Genomic DNA, 19,063 nt, shown 5'->3' with positions numbered 1-19,063 from the left:
CGGCGGCGCCGGTACGGCCTCGGCGGTGTGGTGCGGGCTCTCAGGCGCCGTGGCCGCGGTCCTCGCGGATCTGGGCCACCACCCGCGCCACGGCCTGCCGCACCGCCTCGGTCTCCGTGAGGAAGTGCCAGTAGTCCGGGTGCCTGCCGTCGAGCGTGGCGATCGCGCGCTCCACGCGGGCCACCGAATCGTCCAGCGGCCTGGCGTGGCGCGGATCCGGAGTGTTGCGGCCGGACATCGCCAGGCGCTGGGCGTCCCGGATCGCGAACCGGGTCCGCTGGATCTCCTGCTGCGGGTCCTTCGCCACGTCATTGAGCCGGCGCAGCCGGTCACCGGCGGCCGAGACCGCCTCGTCCGTGGAGTTGAGCAACTCGCGCACCGTGGTGAGGCGCGCCGTCGCATCGGCCCAGCGCTGCTCCGCGCGCGCCTTGGCCGCCTCCTTGAGCTTCTCCTCGGCCTGCCGCACGGAGGCGACGGCCTGCTCCGGAACGTTCTGGAGGTCCTGCCAGCAGGCGGCCGAGAACCTGCGGCGCAGCTCGCTCAGCACCGGATCGACGGTGCCGGCCCGGGTGGTGAGCGCCTGGGCGCGGGTTCGCAGCGAGACGAGTCTGCGGTCGATCTCGGTGGCCCGGGCGGGCAGTTGCTCGGCCTCGGCCCGCACAGCCTCCGCGTCGCGCACCACCCGGTCGGCGCGCTGGAGGGTCTCGGGCACACCGTGCCGGCCCGCGCCCTGGTTGAGCTTGGTGAGCTCGGGCCCGAGCTGGGCGAGCCGCGCCGCGAGCTCGTCGGCGCGCAGCCCCGAGGCGCGCACCGCGTCCAGCGCGGTACTGGCGCCGAGCAGTGCGTGCCGGGCCCGCTCGACGGCGGGGGCGAGCCGGGCGAGCTGCGTCTCGGCGGTGTCGAGGAGCGGCCGGAGGTTCTGCTCGAAGCGGTCGAGCTCGGCCTTCGCCCGTACGAGTTCGTCCTTGGCGGCCGTCAGCTCCGCCCGGGCCCGGGCGGCGACGGAGGCGTCGAGGTCGTCGCGGTCCAGGTCATGGGCGTCGACGGCGGTGATGTACTGGTTGCTGACCTCGTCGATGCGGCGCCCGAGCGCGGCGAAGTCGTCGATCGCCCGGCGGGCTCCGGGCGAGCTGTCCACGGCCGTGATCGTCTCGATCGAGATCCGCAGATCGCGCTGGGCGGTGTCGAGTTCGTAGAACGCCGCCGCCGCCGCGTCCTTGGCGGCCTGGGCGTCGGCGCGCACGCTTTCGCCGCGCCCGCCGAACCAGCGGCGCGTACCGCCCCCGGCGAAGGCGCCCGGCAGCACCGCGGCGCCGAGCACCACGGGAAACGCCATCAGCGCCAGCACGTCCCGGACGGTGGCACCCGCTCTGCTGTACGGCCGCGCGTGTGTCGCCGTCACATCCCTCTCCCGTGCTGTGTCGCCCTGCCCGGTCCATTCTCCCACCAGGTAAGGACGAACACACGGCCCGGTCAGTTCACGGCTGCGGGCGAGATCTCAGCTCCCGCCCGGTCAGTCCACGGCCGCACCGAGTGGGATCTCAGCTCCTGCCCGGTCAGTCCGCGGCTGGGCCGGGTGGGACCTCGGCTCCCTGCCGGTCAATTCATGGCCGCACCGGGCGGGACCTCGGCTCCCTGCCGGTCAATTCATGGCCGCACCGGGCGGGACCTCGGCTCCCGCCTGGCCAGTTCACGGCTGCACCGGGTGGGAGCTCAGCTCCCGTTGTCCCGCACGGTGACCCGGCCGTTGTCGCTCCGCGCGGTCAGCACGTGCGTACTGGAATCGGAGCGGTCCACACCGACGCTGACCCTGCCGTTGTCCGACCGGGCGTCGACCTTGTAGGTGTCCTTCGGTACGGATATGTCGATTCTGCCGTCGTTGCTCCTGGCGTCCACGCTGTCCGGAACGACCGTGAACGCGAGCCCCACTCGGCCGTTGTCGGAGCTCGCCCGCACCGTCTTCGACCGGATCCCCTGGCCGCTGATCTGCCCGTCGTTCGAGGTCAGGTCCAGTGGGCCGGAGGAGTCCTTGACGGTCACCCGGCCGTTGTCGGAGGTGATCTTCAGCGGGGTGTCGAAGCCACTGGCCTCGACCCGGCCGTCGTTGTCGGTGACGGTAAGGGCCACCCCGCGCGGAATCTTCACCTCGTGCCGGGCGCCGCAGTTGTTGATCACGCCGTCGCACTTCACCTTGAGGCTCAGCTTGCCGTCCTTCAGCGCCCAGCTGGGGTCCGGCCCGCTGCCGAGCACGACCCACCCGTCGACCTGGCGGGACACCTCGACGTCCTTCACATCGGCCGGCGTCACGACGAGGGTCGAGTCATCGGCCTCGATGGTCAGCGTCTTCCCGGCGAGGGGGAAGTTCTTGTGCTCGACGGGCGCGTCCGCCGCGTCGGCGTTCCCGCACCCGGTGAGAGCGACCGCGAGCAGTCCGGCACCGCCTGCGGCAAGCAGCGCGGTACGCCAGTGAAGTGCCATGGTGGTTGTTCCCCCGATTGTTTCGATGCCCGTCCCCTTCACGGTACGGAGCCCACGTCTCCCGGCGCCCTGACGCCCGCCACCGAATCCGGGGTGGGGCTACCCCCACCCCGGATTCCGTTGTGCGGCCCCACCCCCGCGCTCTGGTGTGCGGCTCCACACCGCGGGCCGTGTAGGCTGTTCCCTCATCCACGGGTGTGTAGCTCAGGGGTAGAGCGCTGCTCTTACAAAGCAGATGTCGGCGGTTCGAAACCGTCCACGCCCACAGTGAGATATGTGCAGGTGAAAGCCTGTTTTGGCCCCTCAGTCGTGATCGGCTGGGGGGCCTTCGTCGTGATCGAAGTCCACCGTGCGGCAGTGAGTCAGCGGCGCGGCGGGAGGAAACCCCGCTGAGCCTCCCGACTCAGTCCCGCCGAGCGAGCGGCAGCCGCTCGTTCCGGCAGATCGCCCGGCCGCGACACAGGGACCGCCCAGTACCCTCCCAACTCTTCGCCAGGGCTGACGATTTCGGCGCGGGCGCCCCCGGGTAGGTGCCGAGCCCCAGGTACTCCGCATGCCGCTGCGAGCCGCAGCAGGGGCGCGTATTGCTCGTTGTGCCGTGGCGGGCCCGGCGGTTGCCCTTCGGGGTGGGGCGCATTCGAGGGGTCGTTGCACCACGTGGTCGGTTGATGAGGCTGCGAGCAGTTCAGGTAGGCTGTCGGCTGGGCTCTCCAGCCGACAGCACTGCCTTGGACCTTCGCCTCGACGGCCACGGGTGACGCTTCCTCTGTCTGGCCGTTAAGCCAGTCATGAACATTCGACGCTCCGCCCCTGCCTTCGGCGCCCTTGCCGCGGTCGCGCTGCTGGCGGTGTCTGCCGCCTCCGCGCAAGCCGACCCTGGACCCGAGTACAGCAAAATTGCCCGAGTCGGGGGCGTCTGGGACACCTCCTCCGGCCGCTGCGTCAAGGGCCCCGACTACCTGACGAAGGCGGAGGCAGAGACATTGGGCAGGGAGATGGTCTACGTCGCCTGGACCTCAGCTGACCTTCCCAACACCCCGGGGGAGGACGGGTGTCTGTTGGGCAGGACCAAGTGACGCCGGTGGCTGGTGGATCCGAGAGACCGTTGCAGCACGTAGGTGTCTGATCAGATCACAAGTAGCTTGAGCAGGCGCTCGGCTGGGGGTTCCCAGCCGAGCGTTTTGCGCGGTGCCACCCCGAGCCCTGGTCCCGGGTCAGCGTGACCGGGGACGGTCCGGTCGGCGGCCTCGGCGGGGCGCTCACTGATCATCACCATGCCGGTGACGGCGCGGACCTTGCGCTTGTTGGAATGCCGGTGCGGCCGGCGCATGGTCCGCCCAGTCCGCAAGGCCCGGTTCGGTTCACGGCGGAGCTCTCCGCGACCTTGGGCGTAGAGGGCCTGATAGATCGTCTCGTGGACCACGTACATCTCCGACTGGTCGGGGAAGGCGGCCCGCAGAGCGTGACAGATCTGTTCCGGGCTCCAGCGCAGTTCGAGACGCTGCTGGATGAACTCGCGCAGCTCACGCCTGAACACAGCAAGGGGCCCAACCTCACCGGGCGGGCCCGGGATCCCTTGCGTGAGAGTGCCCGCACCGCAGACCCCGCTCGCAGAATCGCAGGCCAGACCGGGAATGGTCTCCCGAATCCCCTTCCCCGTAACCTAAGTTGGCGCCATCGCCAACCAACGGGGGTCGTCATGCGCTTCTTCTGGGTCCTGCTCGCCCTGCTCCTCACCCTGGGGACTGTCGGAGCCCTCATAAGCGCCACGAAGAACACCAACGCCGTGGGCATGATCGGTGATCTGGCCATGAGCTGCCTGCTCGGCTGGGGAGCCCTGGGCAGTTGGAGGCGCGCGTAAGGGAAGCCGCTGCCGCCCGAAGGCAGCAGGGGCCACGATGGTGTCCAGAGATCAAAGTCGGCTGCGGTAGGTGGTGCTCTACCAGTTGAGCTACGCCGACCCGAAGTCGACGACGGGACTCGAACCCGCAACAGCCGGAAGTAACCGCTGCCTGCGCACCTGGACAGTGATCACCGTAGCCGGGGTGACGAGTCAGGGCACGCGAAATAAGCGACCTAAAGGGACCTCCGGCTCGTCGTCGCCGACGCGGGGTACGCCAACGTAGCGCCAGTACGGCGATGTGGCCGTCCTGCCACTGCCGGTGTGCGTCGCCGGGCCGGTTGAGGCCGGCGGCGAGCCAGGAGGCAACGGCCTCTTTTTCAGCACTGGTTGCAGGTCGCACAGGACATGCCCCTCGGTCGGTGTCAGCTTCAGACCGACCGTAAAGGCGTGTGCCCCAGGTGATGGGTACAGGACGTACCGCCTTGAGTGCGGGTACAGGTTGTACCTACGCCGCCTGAACTCCCCAGTCCCGCGCCAGAGCACGTGCGGTCGGCCGGATCGCGGCCGCGCCCGATTCGACGAGATCGGCGACCGTGCTTCGGGCGAAGACGTTGTAACGCGCGGTCTCGGGGCTGATCTTGTTGGCCTCGGTGAGGAAGTGCACCGTGGCGATGTCCTCGCCGGCGAGCCCGTACGCACGCGCCTGCTCGATCGCGTGAAAGCCCCGGCGGGTTGCCGACGGCATCCCTTCAACACTCAGGCCGGCCGCGGACCCGACTTGGACCAGGTCCACGTTCATCGTCAGCCGGTACGCGTCGACCATGCCTCGGCCGAAGATGAGCCACGGGTGCGAGTAGGCCGCGCCGAGCTTCACTGCCGCCTCGTCGGCCTTGCCCCAGTGGTACTCCGCGCTACCTGATTCGCCGACCTTGGCGTACGACAGAGCAGCCGCAAGGTGGAGCAGCCCCCAGCGGGCCAGCTCCTCGTCACCTCTGTCCTCGCGGAGCAACTCGGAAGCCTTCATGGCGAGTTCGACACGGGCTTCGTGCGCCTCCCCGGCGTCCCGGTAGACGTGGTTCATGTACCAGGCGGCCCCTGCGACGGCGAGCGGGCTGTCGGCGTCCTGCGCTGCGGCCATGGCCCGGTCGCCGGTCAGCATGACCAGTTCGGGCGCCGGCTGGAACGAGAGGTAGAGCTGGGCAAGGTGGTAGCCCTGGGCGAGTTCGACCTGGACGCGGCGCCGCTGTGTGCCGTCCCAGGTCCGGGCCGCGTACTGAAGGTCGCCGAGCAGCGCGGGCAGTACGTCAGCGACGTGGGTGCGGTGGTCGCCGATGCCGTGCCAGAGCTGCCAGGCGTGCCGGACGCGGGCGGCCAGTGCCTCGGGGGTCTGCGGCTCCTCGTCGGGTACGCCGATGCTGTAGGTGGTGAGCGCGTCCTTGATCCGCTGAAACGACGGGTGGGCCGTGTTGCTGTACGAGGACGCGGTGACACGGCCGTTGCCGGTCAGTTCGGCGAGCGAGGAGACGTCGAGGACGTCGGCCAACCGCATCAGCATGGGCAGCCGCGGCATGCGCAGACGGCCGGTCTCGATCGCCTTCCACCATTCATAGGAGCGGCCGACTCGTGCAGCGGCCAGAGCGCGGGTCATCCCCTTGCGCTCCCGTGCACGGCGTACGCGCTGGGCGAAGGTGGACGTGGTCTCTGCCGTGGTGTCGTTCGCATCGGGCATGCTGAACTCCGTTCTGACCTAGACATTCAGAACGCTACTCCCCTTCAGGGAAGGGGAGATGACGACGGCGCCCCCTGCCCGGTCCGAGGCCGGACAAGGGGCCCCATCGTTGATCGGCGCCCTTCGATCCAGACCCCGGCCCGTCGTCGCGGAGCCCGGCTGCCGATGCCGGCCGAGTCCCGGCGGATCAGCCGATCGGCGCATCAGGGGATCGGCGGGTCGGCGGATCGAGGGACGTCGCGGCGGAGCCCATGACGCGTGGGTTGCCCCGGCGGGTCCGACTGCGCAAGGTAATCGCCAGGAGGTCCACTCATGAGCGCATGCTTCACCGGCTACCCCGGACGTCGTCAATGCTCCGGCTGCGGGGACGACACGGCCAACGGAATCCAGGAGGACGAAGGATGGATCTGCGCCCGCTGCCTGGAAAGGCGACCGGACCCTGAGCCGCCGGATGACCCGTACGAGGACCGCCGCCCCGGTGTCGACCACAGTCTCTGGCTCACCAACTAGCCCGGCCGGCCAGGCTGGTTGGGCTGGCCGAACGCCACGCAGCGGGAAGCCCCGCCGGGGTGGGGACGGGGCTTCTCGGCCGGTGCCGCAGCGCGCTCGGGGAAACGCTCGGCGCCGGGGTCCGGCGGGGGCCAGGAGCGGGGAGGACGCCGCCGGATGGCTGAGATTACGCCTGTGATTGGCTGAAAAGTAACCCCTGTGCGGGATGAGGCTGCACCGGTTCCACGGGGCTGCGGGGGCTTGGGAGTTCGGGTGCGGTGGCGTGCGTTGTGCGCGCGGGATTCTGGTGGGGGATGAAGGGATGGCCCCGTGATGGTGGTCGATATGCGGAGTCTGCGGGCGGCGTACGCGCGTGCCTGTGCGGCGGAGCCGGGCTACCCGGAGGTCGGTGCCACCGATGGGCGGATGCTGCCCGCCGGGTACCGGGTGTTCCGGCGGCGGATCCCGGTCGGGCGCGGGCCGGAGGTGTTCGAGCGGGCCGGGGCGCACGTGCTGGCCTGGGGCACTCAGACCGGCGCCGGGTTCGGGGTGTTTCCCCGTACGCCCGCCGTGCCCGGCGCGACCGTGCTGGTCCTGCTGCGGATCCCGGGGCTGCCGTGGCCCAGGCTGATCATCCCGTGCCGGGTGGTGTGGACCGTACGCGCCGCCGACCGCATCGGATTCGCGTACGGCACCCTGCCCGGCCACCCCGAATGCGGGGAGGAGTCGTTCGTCGTGGGGCGCGATGCCGACGGCCTCGTATGGTTCGAGGTCGCCGCCTTCTCGCGGCCCGCCGCCTGGTACGCGCGGCTCGGCGGGCCCGTCACGCGGCTCCTCCAGGACCTGGCCACCCGGCGGTATCTGCGGGGAGTGGCCGCGGCCGTCCGGCGGGGCACGGTGGAGTGGTGACCGGCCGCGCGGGGACGAGCAGTTGGCCAAGTGGCCCTCGGCGGTGCTGCACGCCGTCGCGGACCACGTCGTCGACGAGTACCCCGCGGCCGGGCTCAGCCCGCAGCCCGGCCCACCTCGCGGCCCGGCTCAGCCCGCGGTGCGGCGGCTCTCCGCGAGGCCCCGCAGGCGCTCCATGTCGCGCCGGTCGCGCTTGGTCGGCCGACCGAGGCCCCGGTCGCGCACACCGGCCGCGAGGACGTCCGCGCGGGCGGGCGGCGGCGGGCTGTTGTCGATGTACGCCTCGACGGCGACGGGGGCGCCGACCCGCTTGCGCAGCAGCTTGCTGACCTTGACGACGCGCTCCCGGCCGTCCATGCGCACCCGCACCTCGTCGCCGACCTTCACCAGGTGGGACGCCTTCACGCGCTCGCCGTTGACCTGGACATGTCCAGCCCGGCAGGCCGTGCCGGCCTGGGAGCGCGTCTTGGTCAGCCGGACCGACCAGATCCAGCTGTCGACGCGTACGGGCCCGGTGCTGGTGCCGTTCGCTGCTTCCGCCATGCTCCGACTCTAGACGCCGCCCGCCCCGGATCCCCCCGGTTTTACGCGCCCTTCGGCCGCGCCCTTCGGCCGTGGCGGGGGCGTTGTCAGTGGTGTCGGTCACACTGGGGTCATGTGCAGAAGCATCAAGACGCTGAGGCCGCCGGCCATGCCGGAGGAGGCCACCGAGGACGACATCAGGGCCGCCGCCCTGCAGTACGTGCGCAAGGTGTCCGGCTTCCGGGCGCCCGCCGCACACAACCGGGAGGTGTTCGAGCGCGCGGTGGACGAGATAGCCGAGGCGACGCGGGAACTGCTGGCCGGGCTAGAGGTGCGGGGCGCTCCGGCGAGCAAGCCCGCGTAGGGCGGAGCCGCCCGACGCTCCGGCGAGGAAGCCGGCGTAGGACCGGGCCGCCTGGAGCCGGAGGCGCCCGGTCTCAGGAAGCCGTCGCCGTTGCCGCGGCCGGGCGCTGCATGACGTACGCCGCCAGGCCCCCCGCCGCGAACAGGGCGAACACCGACACCGCCGTGCCCAGCCAGGTCGCGCCGAGCCACTGGCCGCCGAAGTAGCCGAGTCCCACGCTGTACGTCGCCCAGGCCACGCCCGCCAGCGCCGACCAGGGCAGGAACTCGCGCACCTTGCGCTGGGCCGCACCCGCGCCGAGCGAGACGACGGAGCGCCCGGCCGGGGCGAAGCGCGCGATGACGACGAGGGCGCCGCCGCTCCGGCTGAGCGCGGTGCCGAGTCGTTCCTGCGCCCGCGTCAGGCGGCGGGAGCGGGCGATCGCGCGCTCAAGGCGGGCCCCGCCGCGCAGCGCGAGGCGGTACGCAACCAAGTCGCCCAGGACGGAAGCGGCGGCGGCGCAGGCGGCGAGGGCGAGCAGGTCGGTGTGCCCGGTCGCCGCGGCGGCCCCGGCGCCCGCGGTGTCCGCCGAGCCGGCCGCCGTGGTGGCCGCAGTGATCACCAGCACCCCGCTGGGCAGCACGGGAAGGAAGACGTCGAGCAGGACGGAGAGCGTGACCACGGCGTAGATCCAGGGGCCGGACGTCAGCGCCCCCACACTCTCCAGCACGTTCGCTCCTCTGCGTCTTCTCGGCTCCCCGGGACGGTGAATACCGCGTTGTCGCGGGGCAGCGGCAGGGGCGGCGGTACAGCCGTACAGCGTACGCGCGGGCCTCTCGAGGTTTCTCTCAGGGGTGGCTGGGTTTCCCTCGGGGGTGGCTGGTGTTACAGCACAGAGAAAGCGGAGTGGGGGTGATCGTGAGGAGTGGAGAGCATGGTGTCGAGGATGTCTGCGGTGCAGGCCGGGGTCGCGGCCCTGGCGGTGTTCGCCGGTGGCGCGGTCGGCCAGGGTGCGGACGGGAGCGGGCCGGCTGGCCCCCGCCCCGCCCGGTTGCGGGCCGAGGCGCGGTTCGCCCCGCCCGGTGCGTTCGTCCCGTCCCCGGCGGTGACGTACCGCATGGATCTCGTACCGGCCGGGGCGTGGATCCAGGTCGAGCAGCGGGCGGCGCCGGTCGGACGAGAGGGGACCACCGTGAAGCTGCGGGTGCGCGGGCTGGTGCCCGGGCACGCGTACGGGGTGCATGTGCACCGGGCTCAGTGCGGCAGCAAGCCCGGTGACGCGGGTGACCACTACCGTCACCGGCCCGCCACCGCGGTCACCGCGCCGGACGCGGCGAACGAGGTGTGGCTGGACTTCACGCCCGATGCGCACGGGGACGGCACCGCGGTCGCGCACCACGCCTGGGGGTTCCGGCCGGGTGAGGCCAACTCGGTGGTGATCCATGGCGAGCCCGGCGGCAAGGGCGACCGGCTCGCGTGCTTCACGGTGCCGTTCAAGTCGGCGTGGTAGTCGCGTCCTGCCGGGTGACGGCATGCCGCTGCCCGGAGTTCGGCGGCTGAACTCCAGGCAGCGGAAAGGGAGTTGAGTCTTGGGGGTGTCCGGTGAGTCAGGGCCGGGGGCGACCCTGGCCCACCGGACACCCCCTGGCGCAGGCTCAGGCGGCGACGGTCTCGCGCTGCTCGGCGGCCGGGGCGGTGCGGCGGGCGCCCAGGACCTGGTCGAGGGCGAGCGCGCCGGGACCGGTGAAGACGAGGAGCAGGAAGGCCCAGCAGTACATCACCGAGGCCTCGCCGCCGTTCTGCAGCGGAAGCAGCGCGGCGGACTGGTGGACGCTGAAGTAGGCGTACGCCATCGAGCCCGAGGAGACCAGGGCCGCGGGGCGGGTGAACAGGCCGGACATCACCAGGATGCCGCCGACGAGCTGGATCACGGCGGCGTACCAGCCGGGCCAGGTGCCCGCGGGGATCGAGCCGCCGCCCTGCGCGCCGCCGAAGACGCCGAACAGCGAGGCGGCGCCGTGGCAGGCGAAGAGCAGGCCGATGACGATGCGGAACAGGCCGAGCGCGTAGGGGCGGGCGCGCTCGGTATCGAGGGTGGGGGAGGCCATGGGGGGCTCCTTCGGTTGGGGACGTGACCGACGGGAGCCCCCAGGTTAGGCAGCCCTCACTAGTGCTTGCAAGTTCAACATTCTTAATGTCTTGTTTCGGCCGGGTGAATTGAGTCAGGAGAGCCGTCGGGGGTGAGGAGGCGTTCCATCACGGTCGTGAGCCGGGCCGGGCCCTTGCGGCCGCGCCGCGCCTGATCGAGCCGCAACCGCGCGGAGCGGCCGCGCAGGGTGAGCGTCATGAGCTGGTCGCCGAACCAGGGTCCGCCCGTGCGGCGCCAGCCGAGGACCGGCCGCCCCGCCCGTCCGTGCCGGGCCAGGGCGCGCCCGAGCCGGCGCCCGAGCCGGCTCCAGCCGAAGCGGAATCCGGCCCGCAGCGGGGCCGGAACGGAGTTGTGGATCGGCGAGCAGGTCAACTGGGCGATGCGGGAGGCGGGTTGGGGCGCCGAAAGTGGCCAGAAGGGCTGGGCCACGTATGCGTGGTGCACATCACCGGACAGGACGCTGATGGAGGCGGGGGCGCCGGGACCCGACCCCGCGCGGGCGATCAGCTCGGTGAGGCGGCCGAAGGAGGCCGGGAACGCGGCCCAGTGCTCCAGATCGGCGCGCCGCCGCAGAACCTCGCCGACGCGCGCCCAGCGCCGGCCGCGGGCGCCCGCGCACAGCGCCGCGCTCCAGCGCTCCGCGTCATGGACCAGCGGAGGGAGCAGCCAGGGCAGCGAAGTCCCGATCAGCAGGTGGTCGCAGGCGCCCGCCGGGCCCAGCACCTGCGATTCCAGCCACTTCGCCTCGCCCTCGTCCAGCATCGCCCGCCGCCCCTCCTCCAGGACGCGGGCCGCCCGGGTGTCCACCATCAGCAGCCGGGTGCGGCCGAAGTCGCGCCGGTAGCTCCAGCGCACCCCCGCCGGATCCGCGTCCGCGCGGGCCGCGAAGGAACGCAGCGCCTCCGTGCCGTCCGGCGCGGCCCGCACCGCCGCGTACAGCGGATCGGCGTCGAGCTCGGCGGGGGAGAGGTTGCCCAGGTGCTGGTGGACCCAGTACGTCATCAGGCCGCTGACCACCCGCTCCTGCCACCAAGGGGTGGCGCGCATCCCCGCGAGCCAGGCGGCGCTGGTGTTCCAGTCGTCGATCACGTCGTGGTCGTCGAAGAGGTGGCAGCTGGGGACGGTGGACAGCAGCCAGCGCACCTCCGGATCGAGCCAGGACTCGTAGTAGAGCCGGGTGTACTCCTCGTAGTCCGCGACCTCGGCGCCCGGGGCGTCGCGCGGATCGCGGCGCGCGGCCAGCCAGCGGCGGGTGTCCGCGGAGACCGCGTCGGCGTACACCTGGTCGCCCAGGAGCAGCAGTACGTCGGGCCGCTCGGCCCCGGGGTCGGCCGCCAGGCGCGCGGCGAGGGTGTCCAGCGCGTCCGTGCCGTTCAGGTTCGGCGCGCGGCGGCAGGAGCCGAACGTGATGCGGAGCTCCGCGTCACCGGCCGCCGGGGTTGAGATGGTGCTCGGCGGGAAGCGGGATTCGGGCGGCGGCCAGACCGTCCGGCCGTCGAGCAGCACCTCGTACGCCGTGGTGGCGCCCGGAGTGAGCCCGCTCACCGGCACCAGGGCGTAGTGGTGCCCCTCGATCTGGAACGTGCGGGAGGCGCCGGACGCGCCGTCGGCGCAGCGCACCTGCGCCGTGCCGGGCCGGTCCGTCTCGACCCAGACCGTGGCCGCCCCGTGCGGATCCACGTAGCGCAGCAGCGGCCCCAGGCGAAGCCCGGCCATGTGTGCCCCCTCCGTCGCCGGTTCGTTCGTACGGTACGGAACGACGCGGGGGTACGACAGGTTTCAACTGCCGTGGTGTCAGAAGGCGTTGGGTCCCGCCCGGCGGGCGTACGCGCAGTGCTGGGAGGCCGTCGGCGGGGTTCCCGGGCCCGGCGTCGTACGGTGGGCGCGTGCTGCTGCCGGTGAATGTCACGCTCGGGGTCGTCCTGGTCGCCCTGCTCCTCGTCGCGGCGGGCGTCGCCGCGGCCGCGCATCTCGGGCGGCACCGCGAGATCCTCGTCGCCGGGGTGCGCGCGGCGGTCCAGCTCACCGTGGTCGCCCTGGCGATCCACTGGGTGGTCGGCTCCGTGCCGCTGCTGCTCGGATTCCTGACCCTGATGTTCGCCGTCGCGGTACGCACCGCCGGCCGCCGGATGACCGCCAACCGCACCTGGTGGTGGGCGGCCGCCCCCATCGCGGCCGGCGTCGTGCCCGTCGTCGCGGCGCTCCTGCTCACCGGACTCGTCCCCGTCAAGGGCATCGCCCTGATCCCGGTCACCGGCATCCTCATCGGCGGCGCGCTCACCGCGACCGTGCTCGGCGGGCGCCGGGCCCTGGACGAGCTGACGGTGCGGCGCGGCGAGGTGGAGGCCGCGATGGCGCTCGGTCTGCTCGACCGGGACGCCCGCCTCGAAGTGGCCAGGCCGGCTGCTTCGGACGCCCTGCTGCCCGGCCTCGACCAGACCAGGACGGTGGGCCTGGTCACCCTCCCTGGCGCGTTCGTCGGCATGCTGCTCGGCGGCGCCTCACCCGTGCAGGCGGGCGCGGTCCAGCTGTTCGTGCTTGTCGCGCTCATGGCCGTACAGGCGATCGCGGTGTCGGTGGTCCTTGAGCTCGTCGCACGGGGCAAGATGCATCGGGACGCAAGACTCTGACCGGGTGCACCGGGCATGCCGTACGCTGGACGGCGCAGAAGGGGAGTAGCTCTTCGCCGGAACGTCGACATACTGCTGAGTCCCCCAGGGGTCTCGGCCGGCGCCCGGAGGCGAGTGCCCGCGAGGGACCCGCCAGCGAGACCTTCGGCCGCAGTGACCATGACCATTCATGGCGCTGCCGTGCCGAAGCGACCCCGGACTCAGCTCGGAACTGCTCTCGGTGCGGCCGTGCCCGACCGATTGAGGAATCCTTCCCGTGCTCAGCTTCACGATCATGGCGATCACCTTCGGTGTGATCTTCCTTGCCGAACTCCCCGACAAGACCGCCCTCGCGGGACTGATGCTCGGCACCCGCTACAAGGCCTCGTACGTCTTCGTCGGCGTCGCGGCCGCCTTCGCCGTCCACGTCGTCCTCGCCATCGCGGCGGGCAGCGTGCTGACCCTGCTGCCGCACCGGCTGCTCCAGGCGATCGTCGGGGTGCTCTTCCTCGCGGGCGCGGCGATGCTGCTCTTCAAGAAGGGCGAGGACGACGAGGAAGTGAAGGCGCCCGCCGACCAGTCCTTCTGGAAGGTGTCCGGGGCGGGCTTCATGCTCATCCTGGTCGCCGAGTTCGGCGACCTGACCCAGATCATGACGGCCAACCTGGCCGCGCGTTACAACAGCCCGCTGTCCGTCGGCATCGGCGCGGTGCTCGGGCTGTGGGCGGTCGCCGGGCTCGGCATCCTGGGCGGCCGGAAGCTGATGAAGCACGTGCCGCTGCACCTGATCACCAAGGTGGCGGCCGGTCTGATGCTGGCGCTCGCCGGGTTCAGCCTGTTCGAGGCGATCGCGGGCTGAGGCCGCCGCACCGGCGCCGGACAGGAAAACGGCCCCCGTGGTAGGACGGGGGCCGTTCGTTCGTGGTCGGCCAGGTCAGCCGGTGATCTCCAGGCGCAGGGTGCCGTCGGCCTGCCCGGTGACGGTGAGGTGCGTGAGATCGGGGACGTACGCCGTCGGATTGTGCTCGGCGGCGCGCGGGCCCACGCCGACGACCCGCATCCCGGCCGCCCGGCCCGCCGCGATACCGGCCTCCGAGTCCTCGAAGACGATGCAGTCCGCAGGGTCGAAGCCCAGCTCGGCGGCGCCCTTCAGGAAGCCCTCCGGGTCCGGCTTGCTCGCGCCCACGCTCTCGGCGGTGACCCGCACGGCGGGCATCGGCAGCCCGGCGGCCGTCATACGGGCCCGGGCGAGCGCCGCGTCGGCGGAGGTGACCAGCGCGTGCGGCAGCCCGGTGAGGGCGGCCATGAAGGCGGGGGCGCCGGCGACCGGCACGACACCGTCGGTGTCCGCCGTCTCCTCGGCGAGCATCACCTTGTTGTCGGCGTGGTTCAGCTCCATCGGCCGGTCCGGGAGCAGCACGGCCATGGTGGCGTAGCCCTGGCGGCCGTGGACGACCTTGAGCGCCGCTTCCGGGTCGAGGCCGTGCCGCTCGGCCCAGCGGCGCCAGCAGCGCTCCACCACGGCGTCGGAGTTCACGATCGTCCCGTCCATGTCCAGGAGGAACGCGCGGGCGGTCAGGACGGTGGTGGTCGTGGTGCGGACCGACATCGGCGGACTCCAGGGCGCGGGAGCGGGGTGGCACAGAAAACAAAGGTGATCCCCGCCCGCCGGTCAGGGAGTACAGGCAGGGATCACTTTGTTTCCCCACGATACAAAACGCGGAACGGGTTGTGCCACCCGCCCCCCTGTTACGTGGATTACCCCGGTCACCTGGAATACCCGGGTCGCGCGGAGCTACGGCTGGTCCGTCATCGACTCCAGTGCGCGCCGGGTCTGCGGTCCGTACACCCCGGCCGGGTCGCCGTCGATGCCCATGTACGACTGGAAGCTGCTCACCGCACGCTCCGTCGCGGACCCGAAGCCGCCGTCCATGCTGCCGCCGTAGAGCCCCAACTGGGCCAGCCGCTGCTGGAGTTCGAGCACCGCGGGCCCGCTGTCGCCGCGCCGCAGGGTGGCGCCCCGGGAGGCGAGCGGCTGCCGGCTGGGGCCGTCGGACGGCTGCTCCGACGCGGACGGGGAGGGCGAGGCCTTCGACGGGCTGGGCGAAGCGGCCCTGGCGGCGGACGGCGAGGGCGGGGCCGACGGCTTCGGGGCGGCGGAGTGGGGCGGGGCGGCCTTTCTCGTACGGGACGGAACGGCCGAGGGCGTGTCGGCGGAGGCGCTGCCGGTGCCGCTGTACGGAACGCCGGTGTCCGTTACATCCGGCAGTGCCTGCTTCGGCGCGGCGTCCCCGGCGAACAGGGTGCTCGCGAAGGCGGCGGTCCCGATGACGACAGCGGCGGCCGCGCCGATGGTCAGCGCGGCCAGGCGGCGGTGTTTCCGGTTCCGGGGCGGAGGCCGAAGCGGCGCGGTCTCGTCGGCGGGCATGGCCCGAAGCGGTGCGGTGTCGTCGGCGGGCATGGCCGGAAGTGGCGCGGTCTCGTCGGCGGGCATGGCCCGAAGCGGTGCGGTGTCGTCGGCGGGCATGGCCGGAAGTGGCGCGGTCTCGTCTACGGACACGGCCCGAAGCGGCATGGTCTCGTCGGCCGGCACGGTCCGAAGCGGCATGGTCTCGGCCGCGTCCGGCGGCGGGGGCGGGGTGGCGGCGCCAGGGTCCTCGGCGACCGGCGGCGCCCCGGCGTTCGGCAGGGTCACATACGGCCGGATCCGCAGCGGGTCGAAGTCCTCCGAGGCGGCGGCCTCCGCCGAGCGCTCGGCGTGCAGGGTCTCGGCGGCGCGCTCGGCGCAGGCGCAGCCGGGTCTGCCGTCCACCCCGCGTTCCGCACCGCATGCAGGACAGCCGTGTCCGGTCATCGTCGGGTCCCCTCCCCTTGGACTGCGTGCGATTATGCCGGGCGCCCGACGGGCACCCGGGGTGGGTGGCCGACCCCGGCAGGCCATTTCCGTACATTCCGATCAAGATGGTGAGAGCGAGTCGGAGCACACGACGGACGAGTCGGAGCACACAACGGATGGGGCGTGGCCATGGCTCAGGAAACCGCTCCCGCCACCGTCGCCCCGGGTGAGGGGCAGGAACGGCGGACCGTACTGGTCGCCATCGGCGCGCTGCTGCTCGGCATGCTGCTCGCCGCGCTCGACCAGACCATCGTCTCGACCGCGCTGCCGACCATCGTCAGCGAGCTGGGCGGGATGGAGCACCTGTCGTGGGTCGTCACGGCGTACATGCTGGCGTCCACCGCGGCCACCCCGCTCTGGGGCAAGCTCGGCGACCAGTACGGCCGCAAGAAGCTGTTCCAGGCCGCGATCGTCATCTTCCTCATCGGCTCGGCGCTGTGCGGAGTGGCCCAGAACATGGGCGAGTTGATCGGTTTCCGCGCACTCCAGGGCCTGGGCGGCGGCGGGCTGATGGTGCTGTCCATGGCGATCGTCGGCGACATCGTCTCGCCGCGCGAACGCGGGAAGTACCAGGGCCTGTTCGGCGCGGTGTTCGGCGCGACCAGTGTGCTGGGCCCGCTGCTCGGCGGCTTCTTCACCGAACAGCTCAGCTGGCGCTGGGTGTTCTACATCAACCTTCCCATCGGAGTGGTCGCGCTCCTCGTCATCGCCGCCGTGCTGCACATCCCGGTGCGCGGGATGCGGCACACCATCGACTACCTGGGCACCTTCCTCATCGCGTCGGTCGCGACCTGCCTGGTCCTGGTCGCCTCGCTCGGCGGTACGACCTGGCCCTGGGGCTCGGCGCAGATCGTCGGGCTCGCGGTGCTCGGCGCGGTGCTGCTCGCGGCCTTCATCGCGGTGGAACGCAAGGCGGTCGAGCCGGTCCTGCCGCTGCGGCTCTTCCGCATCCGCACCTTCTCCCTCGTCGCCGTCATCAGCTTCATCGTGGGCTTCGCGATGTTCGGCGCGATGACGTACCTGCCGACGTTCCTCCAGGTCGTGCAGGGCATTTCGCCCACCATGTCCGGGGTGCACATGCTGCCGATGGTCCTCGGCATGCTGGTGACCTCGACGGCGTCCGGCCAGATCGTGTCGCGTACCGGGCGCTGGAAGGTCTTCCCGATCGCCGGCACGGCGGTGACGACGGTGGGCCTGCTGCTCCTGCACCGGCTCACGGAGTCGAGCTCCACCTGGGAGATGAGCGTCTACTTCTTCGTCTTCGGCGCGGGCCTCGGCCTGGTCATGCAGGTCCTGGTCCTGGTCGTGCAGAACGCGGTCGGCTACGCGGACCTGGGCGTCGCCACTTCGGGCGCGACGTTCTTCCGCTCCATCGGCGCCTCGTTCGGCGTCGCCATCTTCGGCACGATCTTCACCAACCGCCTCGGCGGCAAGCTGTCCGCCGCCCTCGCCGGACAGCAGCTGCCGCCCGGCGTCGGCCCCGCCACCATCTCCGCCGACCCGCGCGCGATCGGCCAACTCCCGCCCGCGGCACGGCAACCGGTGCTGCACGCGTACGCGTCCTCCATCACCGACGTCTTCCTGTACGCGGCCCCGGTCGTCCTCATCGCCTTCGTGATCGCATGGCTGCTGAGGGAGGACAAGCTGCGGGGTGCGGTCACCGCGCCCGACGCCAGCCAGACCGTCGCCTCGAACCCCGTCGAGCGGTCCTCGTACGACGAGTGCGCGCGGGCGCTGTCGGTCCTCGGCACGCGGGAGGGCCGCCGCCAGATCTACGAGACGATCACGGCGAAGGCGGACCTGGACCTGCTCCCGGCGGCGAGCTGGCTGCTCCTGCGCATCAACAAGTACGGCTCCGCCGAACCCGGGGTGCTCGCGGAGCGCAGCCCTGTTCCGCTGCACGTCATCACCGAGGCGGCCCGCCAGGTCGAGTCCCGCGGCCTGGCGCGGCGGGAGGGCATGCCGATGGTGCTGACGCCGCAGGGCCGCGAGGTGGCGGTCCGCCTGGCGGCCGCACGGGAGGAGTCCCTGGCGGACCTCCTCGGCGACTGGTGGGGCCCGGACCGCCCCACCGACCTGGTGAAGCTGGTCGCCGAACTGACAGCGGAACTGTCAGGCTCCGACGCGGAGCAGCCCGGCGGACCGCCGGCGCCCCGGGATCACGCGGCGTGAGCGGTGCGGCCGCGGCTACAGCTCCTTCGCGAACCAGCGCTCGCTGTACGGGCCCTCGCTGTACGGGGCCACCTCGCGGTAGCCGTGCTTCGCGTACAGACCCCGCGCCTCGACCAGATCGTGCCGGGTGTCCAGCGCGAGCCGCCGCGCGCCCAGGCGCCGGGCCGCGTCCTCAAGGGCTGAGAGCAGCGCCCCGCCGCCCCCGGTCCCGCGCGCGAAGGGGCGTACGAAGACCCGGGTGAGTTCCGCCGTCGCCGGAGACGTGCCGTCGATCATGGGAGCCTCCGAGCACAGCAGTACGCCGCCGCAGGCCGCGGCCCGGCCCTCGTACCGGCCGACCACGAAGTCCCCCGTGGGCGGGCGCAGTTGATCCGCGCCGTCACCGGTGAGCCCCGCCTCGACCTCCTCGTCGGTGGCGGGCCGGCCGTACCACCGGCTCGCCACCTCGTCGTAGTAGTCGCGCCGCAGCAGGCTCGCGTCGGGGGTGTCGTACCGCTCGGTGGCCATGATCCAACTCATGGGGCACTGCCTATCCCAGCCGCCCCCGCCACGGCCACCGAATTACGCTCACGCCTTGGGCGCGGCCTGCTGCACGACCTCGAAGGACCACAGCGTGGACCCGGAGGCGGCGGGCTTGGGCCGCTCGCCGCCCTCACCCTGGGCGCCGCCGTGCGCGCCGCGCATGGAGGTGGCCATCCAGTTCTGGAAGTCCTCCTCGCTGCGCCAGCGGGTGTAGACGAGGTACTTGTCGGTGCCCTCCGCCGGGCGCAGCAGCTCGAACCACTCGAACCCGTCCGAGTTCTCCACCGAGCCCGCCCGCGAGGCGAAGCGCTTCTCCAGCACCTCGCGCTGGTCGTCCGGCACGGTCAGTACGTTGATCTTTACGACGCTGGGCACGCGACACCTCTCGTCAGAAGGCCGCCG

Annotated in this window: 20 protein-coding genes, 1 tRNA gene and 1 pseudogene; 10 read left to right on the top strand and 12 right to left on the bottom strand. The window is 72.1% G+C overall.

The annotated features are described in order from the left end of the window. Window positions 1-40: 40 nt before the first annotated feature. Window positions 41-1,402, bottom strand: coding sequence for a hypothetical protein (locus ACIBK6_RS00240; RefSeq protein ID WP_399047445.1), 1,362 nt, complete (start codon window positions 1,400-1,402; stop codon window positions 41-43). Between the two features lie 311 nt (window positions 1,403-1,713). Then, entirely contained in the window at window positions 1,714-2,478 is a 765-nt protein-coding gene (locus ACIBK6_RS00235) for a DUF4097 family beta strand repeat-containing protein (RefSeq protein WP_399047444.1), read from the bottom strand. Between the two features lie 193 nt (window positions 2,479-2,671). Between ACIBK6_RS00235 and ACIBK6_RS00230 the strand changes: the two genes are divergently transcribed. Continuing rightward, window positions 2,672-2,743, top strand: a tRNA-Val gene (locus tag ACIBK6_RS00230). 523 nt (window positions 2,744-3,266) lie between these two features. Next, window positions 3,267-3,554, top strand: coding sequence for a hypothetical protein (locus ACIBK6_RS00225; RefSeq protein WP_399047443.1), 288 nt, complete (start codon window positions 3,267-3,269; stop codon window positions 3,552-3,554). A 143-nt stretch (window positions 3,555-3,697) separates the two neighbouring features. On the opposite strand, the pseudogene ACIBK6_RS00220 reads toward ACIBK6_RS00225, so the two are convergent. Beyond that, window positions 3,698-4,003 (bottom strand): annotated as a pseudogene (locus tag ACIBK6_RS00220) (transposase); the annotation flags it as partial. A 174-nt stretch (window positions 4,004-4,177) separates the two neighbouring features. On the opposite strand from ACIBK6_RS00220, the gene ACIBK6_RS00215 reads away from it, so the two are divergent. Next, the gene (locus ACIBK6_RS00215) at window positions 4,178-4,339 is read left to right on the top strand and encodes a hypothetical protein (protein ID WP_399047441.1); all 162 of its coding nucleotides are present in this window, start codon (window positions 4,178-4,180) and stop codon (window positions 4,337-4,339) included. Between the two features lie 487 nt (window positions 4,340-4,826). Here the strand turns inward: ACIBK6_RS00215 and ACIBK6_RS00210 are convergent, their stop codons facing one another. After that, the gene (locus tag ACIBK6_RS00210) at window positions 4,827-6,050 is read right to left on the bottom strand and encodes a multiprotein-bridging factor 1 family protein (RefSeq protein WP_399047439.1); all 1,224 of its coding nucleotides are present in this window, start codon (window positions 6,048-6,050) and stop codon (window positions 4,827-4,829) included. Between the two features lie 312 nt (window positions 6,051-6,362). Between ACIBK6_RS00210 and ACIBK6_RS00205 the strand changes: the two genes are divergently transcribed. Both ACIBK6_RS00205 and ACIBK6_RS00200 read left to right on the top strand, forming a co-directional pair. Continuing rightward, window positions 6,363-6,560 carry a hypothetical protein gene (locus tag ACIBK6_RS00205; protein WP_399047438.1) on the top strand — a complete coding sequence of 66 codons (198 nt, stop codon included), beginning with the start codon at window positions 6,363-6,365 and terminating at the stop codon, window positions 6,558-6,560. A 312-nt stretch (window positions 6,561-6,872) separates the two neighbouring features. Next, the gene (locus ACIBK6_RS00200) at window positions 6,873-7,448 is read left to right on the top strand and encodes a DUF1990 family protein (protein WP_399048413.1); all 576 of its coding nucleotides are present in this window, start codon (window positions 6,873-6,875) and stop codon (window positions 7,446-7,448) included. Between the two features lie 129 nt (window positions 7,449-7,577). On the opposite strand, the gene ACIBK6_RS00195 is transcribed toward ACIBK6_RS00200, so the two are convergent. Beyond that, window positions 7,578-7,991, bottom strand: coding sequence for an RNA-binding S4 domain-containing protein (locus tag ACIBK6_RS00195; RefSeq protein ID WP_399047437.1), 414 nt, complete (start codon window positions 7,989-7,991; stop codon window positions 7,578-7,580). Window positions 7,992-8,103: 112 nt separating this feature from the next. On the opposite strand from ACIBK6_RS00195, the gene ACIBK6_RS00190 reads away from it, so the two are divergent. Beyond that, the gene (locus tag ACIBK6_RS00190; protein WP_399047436.1) at window positions 8,104-8,334 is read left to right on the top strand and encodes a DUF2277 domain-containing protein; all 231 of its coding nucleotides are present in this window, start codon (window positions 8,104-8,106) and stop codon (window positions 8,332-8,334) included. 73 nt (window positions 8,335-8,407) lie between these two features. On the opposite strand, the gene ACIBK6_RS00185 is transcribed toward ACIBK6_RS00190, so the two are convergent. Then, window positions 8,408-9,043 (bottom strand): DedA family protein, encoded by a 636-nt coding sequence (locus ACIBK6_RS00185; protein ID WP_399047435.1) that lies wholly within the window; start codon window positions 9,041-9,043, stop codon window positions 8,408-8,410. A 216-nt stretch (window positions 9,044-9,259) separates the two neighbouring features. On the opposite strand from ACIBK6_RS00185, the gene ACIBK6_RS00180 reads away from it, so the two are divergent. After that, complete coding sequence (locus tag ACIBK6_RS00180; protein ID WP_399047433.1) at window positions 9,260-9,823, top strand: superoxide dismutase family protein; 564 nt, start codon at window positions 9,260-9,262, stop codon at window positions 9,821-9,823. A gap of 145 nt (window positions 9,824-9,968) precedes the next feature. Here ACIBK6_RS00180 and ACIBK6_RS00175 read toward each other — a convergent pair whose 3' ends face one another. Both ACIBK6_RS00175 and ACIBK6_RS00170 read right to left on the bottom strand, forming a co-directional pair. Next, the gene (locus ACIBK6_RS00175; RefSeq protein WP_399047431.1) at window positions 9,969-10,421 is read right to left on the bottom strand and encodes a DoxX family protein; all 453 of its coding nucleotides are present in this window, start codon (window positions 10,419-10,421) and stop codon (window positions 9,969-9,971) included. Between the two features lie 83 nt (window positions 10,422-10,504). Further along, window positions 10,505-12,178: an alkaline phosphatase D family protein gene (locus ACIBK6_RS00170; RefSeq protein ID WP_399047429.1), complete on the bottom strand. Its 1,674-nt coding sequence runs from the start codon at window positions 12,176-12,178 to the stop codon at window positions 10,505-10,507. A 170-nt stretch (window positions 12,179-12,348) separates the two neighbouring features. Here ACIBK6_RS00170 and ACIBK6_RS00165 point away from each other — a divergent pair, with 170 nt between their 5' ends. After that, a complete protein-coding gene (locus tag ACIBK6_RS00165; protein ID WP_399047428.1) occupies window positions 12,349-13,092 on the top strand; it encodes an ABC transporter permease in 744 nt (247 codons plus the stop codon). A 256-nt stretch (window positions 13,093-13,348) separates the two neighbouring features. Then, window positions 13,349-13,930: a TMEM165/GDT1 family protein gene (locus ACIBK6_RS00160; RefSeq protein WP_399047426.1), complete on the top strand. Its 582-nt coding sequence runs from the start codon at window positions 13,349-13,351 to the stop codon at window positions 13,928-13,930. A gap of 75 nt (window positions 13,931-14,005) precedes the next feature. Here the strand turns inward: ACIBK6_RS00160 and ACIBK6_RS00155 are convergent, their stop codons facing one another. After that, complete coding sequence (locus tag ACIBK6_RS00155) at window positions 14,006-14,680, bottom strand: HAD-IA family hydrolase (RefSeq protein ID WP_399047424.1); 675 nt, start codon at window positions 14,678-14,680, stop codon at window positions 14,006-14,008. Window positions 14,681-14,866: 186 nt separating this feature from the next. Next, window positions 14,867-15,883 (bottom strand): peptidoglycan-binding protein, encoded by a 1,017-nt coding sequence (locus ACIBK6_RS00150; RefSeq protein ID WP_399047422.1) that lies wholly within the window; start codon window positions 15,881-15,883, stop codon window positions 14,867-14,869. Window positions 15,884-16,096: 213 nt separating this feature from the next. Between ACIBK6_RS00150 and ACIBK6_RS00145 the strand changes: the two genes are divergently transcribed. Continuing rightward, entirely contained in the window at window positions 16,097-18,139 is a 2,043-nt protein-coding gene (locus ACIBK6_RS00145; RefSeq protein ID WP_399047420.1) for a DHA2 family efflux MFS transporter permease subunit, read from the top strand. 15 nt (window positions 18,140-18,154) lie between these two features. On the opposite strand, the gene ACIBK6_RS00140 is transcribed toward ACIBK6_RS00145, so the two are convergent. Beyond that, a complete protein-coding gene (locus tag ACIBK6_RS00140) occupies window positions 18,155-18,658 on the bottom strand; it encodes a GNAT family N-acetyltransferase (RefSeq protein WP_399047418.1) in 504 nt (167 codons plus the stop codon). 48 nt (window positions 18,659-18,706) lie between these two features. Continuing rightward, window positions 18,707-19,036 carry an antibiotic biosynthesis monooxygenase family protein gene (locus ACIBK6_RS00135; RefSeq protein WP_399047416.1) on the bottom strand — a complete coding sequence of 110 codons (330 nt, stop codon included), beginning with the start codon at window positions 19,034-19,036 and terminating at the stop codon, window positions 18,707-18,709. Between the last annotated feature and the right edge of the window lie 27 nt (window positions 19,037-19,063).

The organism is Streptomyces sp. NPDC050485, from assembly GCF_044458185.1.
In the GTDB taxonomy this organism is placed as follows: domain Bacteria; phylum Actinomycetota; class Actinomycetes; order Streptomycetales; family Streptomycetaceae; genus Streptomyces.
The sequence above is the reverse complement of the archived record's forward strand: the minus strand, read 5'-3'. Positions and strand labels throughout refer to the sequence as shown.